Origin of the sequence: Synechococcus sp. R5-15, from assembly GCF_047462035.1 — a bacterium.
Taxonomy (GTDB): Bacteria; Cyanobacteriota; Cyanobacteriia; order Thermostichales; family Thermostichaceae; genus Thermostichus.
In genome coordinates, this window is the sequence record NZ_JANSIK010000134.1 from 1 (window position 1) to 3,439 (window position 3,439).

At 61.1% G+C, this 3,439-nt stretch carries 3 protein-coding genes; 1 reads left to right on the forward strand and 2 read right to left on the reverse strand.

Annotated elements, in window-relative coordinates; translation table 11 throughout:
* The first annotated feature begins 268 nt into the window (after window positions 1-268).
* Window positions 269-1,375 carry a peptidylprolyl isomerase gene (locus tag NW839_RS11295; RefSeq protein ID WP_414350575.1) on the forward strand — a complete coding sequence of 369 codons (1,107 nt, stop codon included), beginning with the start codon at window positions 269-271 and terminating at the stop codon, window positions 1,373-1,375.
* Here NW839_RS11295 and NW839_RS11300 read toward each other — a convergent pair.
* Both NW839_RS11300 and NW839_RS11305 read right to left on the reverse strand, forming a co-directional pair.
* Window positions 1,372-2,403 (reverse strand): succinate dehydrogenase/fumarate reductase iron-sulfur subunit, encoded by a 1,032-nt coding sequence (locus tag NW839_RS11300; protein WP_414329709.1) that lies wholly within the window; start codon window positions 2,401-2,403, stop codon window positions 1,372-1,374. The genes NW839_RS11295 and NW839_RS11300 overlap by 4 nt on opposite strands.
* An 86-nt stretch (window positions 2,404-2,489) precedes the next feature.
* A complete protein-coding gene (locus NW839_RS11305) occupies window positions 2,490-3,257 on the reverse strand; it encodes an MlaE family lipid ABC transporter permease subunit (RefSeq protein WP_414350573.1) in 768 nt (255 codons plus the stop codon).
* Window positions 3,258-3,439: the final 182 nt, after the last annotated feature.

Genomic DNA, 3,439 nt, shown 5'->3' on the forward strand with positions numbered 1-3,439 from the left:
GTGGTGAACGTGGGGGGAGGCAGTTCTGGCTCAGCCGGGGTCATCCGTTTCGAGGTCACCGTTCCTAGGTAGGAGAGCCGTGTAGCCATGCCCTTGGAGAAGTTGGTCCCGCTATTGCGGTCGCAAAAGCGTCGTGTAGCGATGACGGCTTTCCCCCAGGTGGAGTGAGCCAGTCGTGGAGATATCTATCGAGGTTTGACAGCGCTTGCCGCCTGTGACGGTGGGATGTCAGGCTGAGACAGGAGTGGTTTTGCAGTCGGTAGGAACCATGACGCAGCGTGCCCAAGGATTTTGGCAATGGGGATCCCTTTGCCGGATTGGCCTCTACGTAGCTGCTCTGCTCTGCGGGGTGGCGCTCTGGGGGATCCCGGCCTTGGCTCTGCCCCAAGGGGATGCCATCACGGATCCCCGTACCCTGTTGCGGCGGGCGTTGCCTATTCAGGAAACGAAGCTGCTGGAAATTGATGAGGCCATCTCCAAAATCGACACCGACCTGAAGTACAACCGCTGGTCAGCGGTGCGGGGAGATGTGCGCCAGGTAGAGCACCTCTTGGATCGCTATGGAGATTCCCTGCTGGCCGGCTTGCCTCCGGATCGGGTGACCCCAGCCTCTGAACAGATGGCTGCGCTGCGGGAGCAGTTGCGGGTGATCGGCCAAGCCAGCGAGCGCAAATCCAAGGGTAAAGAAGAGGCCCGCGCTGCCTACGACCGTCTAGTGGACGAGTTGGGATCCCTCGAAAACAACTGGGTGGGGGCTTTCCCCTACACAGTGCCTGCTGAGTATGCCGACAAACCTCAGCTCTTGGGGCGGGCAGAGGTGGAGCTAAACACCACTGCCGGGCGCATGGTGATCACCTTAGATGGCTACAGCGCCCCCATCACTGCCGGCAACTTTGCCGACCTGGTGCAGCGGGGCTTCTACGATGGCCTGACCTTTGACCGGGTGGAGACCTTCTTCCTGGCGCAGGCCGGGGATCCCCCTGGCCCTGCCGATGGCTATGTGGATCCCGCCACCGGAAAAATTCGCACCATTCCTATGGAGATTCGCGCCAAAGGCGAGGTGATGCCCCGCTACGGCCAGACTTTTGATCAGATGGGCCTGTGGGATGTGGAACCGGCTCTGCCCTTTTCCGCCGAAGGGACGGTGGCCATGGCCCGCTATCCCGACGATCCCAACAGCGCCTCTTCTCAGTTCTTCATCTTTATGGCTGAGCCGGATCTCACCCCGGCGGGGTTAAACCTCATGGATGGCCGCTATGCCGTGTTCGGGTACGTTACAGAGGGAACGGAGGTGCTGCGCCACATCAAAGTGGGGGATCGGATTTTGAGTGCCAGATTGATTTCCGGCCAAGACAACCTCAAACCCGGAGCCTAGAGGGGATCCCTTCCTTCCTGCCTAACTGTGTCGATAAGCCGCCGTACCGTCGCCGCCCCTGCAGAGGGCTGGAAGCGAAAGGGAAATTTGCCCCTGGCCAACAGGCGCAGACCCAAAGGCACCAAGCTGAGCAGCCCTTTGGGATCCCGGCCCACCACCTGCAGGGCAAAGCGGCGCTCATCTATCCAACCACCGGAGCGCACCAGTTGCACCAGAGTCTTGCGGTGGCGGATGGCTATGGGCAAGGACTCCGTCCGAATAGCGCGAACAGCGTGCGATGGGGAACGGTCGGTGGGCAGAGCAGCGGTCTTGTCTGCATGGCGGGAGAGGATCCCCTGTTTGAGTTCGGTGATTTGATCCAGAGGTGCCACGCCCATCGGGCAGACGCTGTTGCAGTTCCAGCAGCGGGTACAGCCCCAGACACCAGCCAAGCTATCCAGAGCCTGCAGGCGTTGTTCCCGTTGGCTGTCGCGGCTGTCTTGGACGAGGCGGTTGGCTCTGGCCAGAGCATGGGGGCCGACAAACTCTGGGTTCACCTCTTTGGCATTGCAATCGGAATAGCAGGCTCCGCAGAGAATACAGCCACCGGCAGCGTTGAGATGCTCCCGTTCGGCAGGCAGCTGTAAAAACTCTCGCTCCGGGATGCGTCGCCCCGCCGTGCTGACAAAGGGATCCACCCGGCTGAGATCGTTCCAGAAGGGCTGCATATCCACCACCAGATCCCGCAGAACGGGCAGGTTTCCCAGAGGGCCGATGCGAATAGGCTGCGGCTGGGGGCTGCGGGGATCCAGCTCTTCGCCCACATGTCGGCCACAAGCCAAGGCTGCCCTACCGTTGATGCGCATGGCGCAACTGCCACAGATGGTGTTGCGGCAGTTTTTGCGGAAGGCCAAGCTGCCATCCTGCTCCCACTTGATCTGGTTGAGGCAATCGAGAATGGTGGCGCCAGGGGATGTCTCCAGCCAGAAGGACTGCCAGCGGGGCGGCTCCGGCGGCAACTGTCGGAAAATCTGAAATTCTACTCGCAAAGTGCTCTGCACCGCTGAAGGGAAAGGGGATCCCATCCTAGCTCTCTCCCTATTGCTCCGCAACGCTAACGGGACAGCAGAAGTGGCTACAACGCGCGGCTGAGGGCGCTCCCCGGCCCCTGAAACAACAGCCAAGAAATAAGAAAGTTGGTAACAAACACGCCCAGCAACGCCGTGACCACCGCATCGGTGGTGGAGCGGCCCACCCCCTTGGCTCCCCCGCTGGTGGAAAGGCCCCAGTTGGAGCCAACAATGGCGATCAAAGACCCAAACACCATCGCCTTCAAACAACAGACGAGCAAATCCCAAGAGGTCAGAAGGGTTTGCGCCGAGTTGAGAAACACTGCAGGAGAGATGTTGTAGGCCGAAGCGCAGATGATCATCCCCCCCACCAGCCCCGTCAGCAGGGAGAGGATGGTGAGCACCGGCAGCATCAGCCCCGCAGCCAGCACCCGCGGGATCACCAGATAATCCACCGGATCGGTGCGCAACAACAGCAAAGCGTCGATCTGCTCCGTGACCTTCATGGTGCCCAGCTCGGCGGCAAAGGCGGATCCCACCCGTCCGGCCAAGATCACCGCCGTCACCACCGGTGTCAGCTCGCGGGCAAGGGCAATCGCCAAAACTCCCCCAATTAGGGAGGAAGCGCCAAAGTTGATGAACTCCCGCGCCAACTGGATGGTGAAAACACCGCTGATCACCACCGCCGTAATCAAAACAATCAGCAGCGACTCCAGCCCTACCGCCGCCAACTGATCCAGGGTGTTGCGGCGATGGATACGGCCCCGCATCAGATGCAAAATCACCTGGCCGGCCAGGAGAAAACTGCTGCCCACCCGCTGCAACCAGCTCATGGTTTCCGTCTCAAGAAGCCGTTATCGCTAGGCGACGCTTTGGCGACCCCGTTAGGGGGGCGGAGTCCTTCGGGGTTGCCGGCTCCGCCGGCAACTGAAAGCTGGGCACAAACGAGGCCCGTGTCAGGGGTTGATCCAGGATCAGCCCCTCTCCCCCCAGCACTTCTAGGGCACGGCCTTCC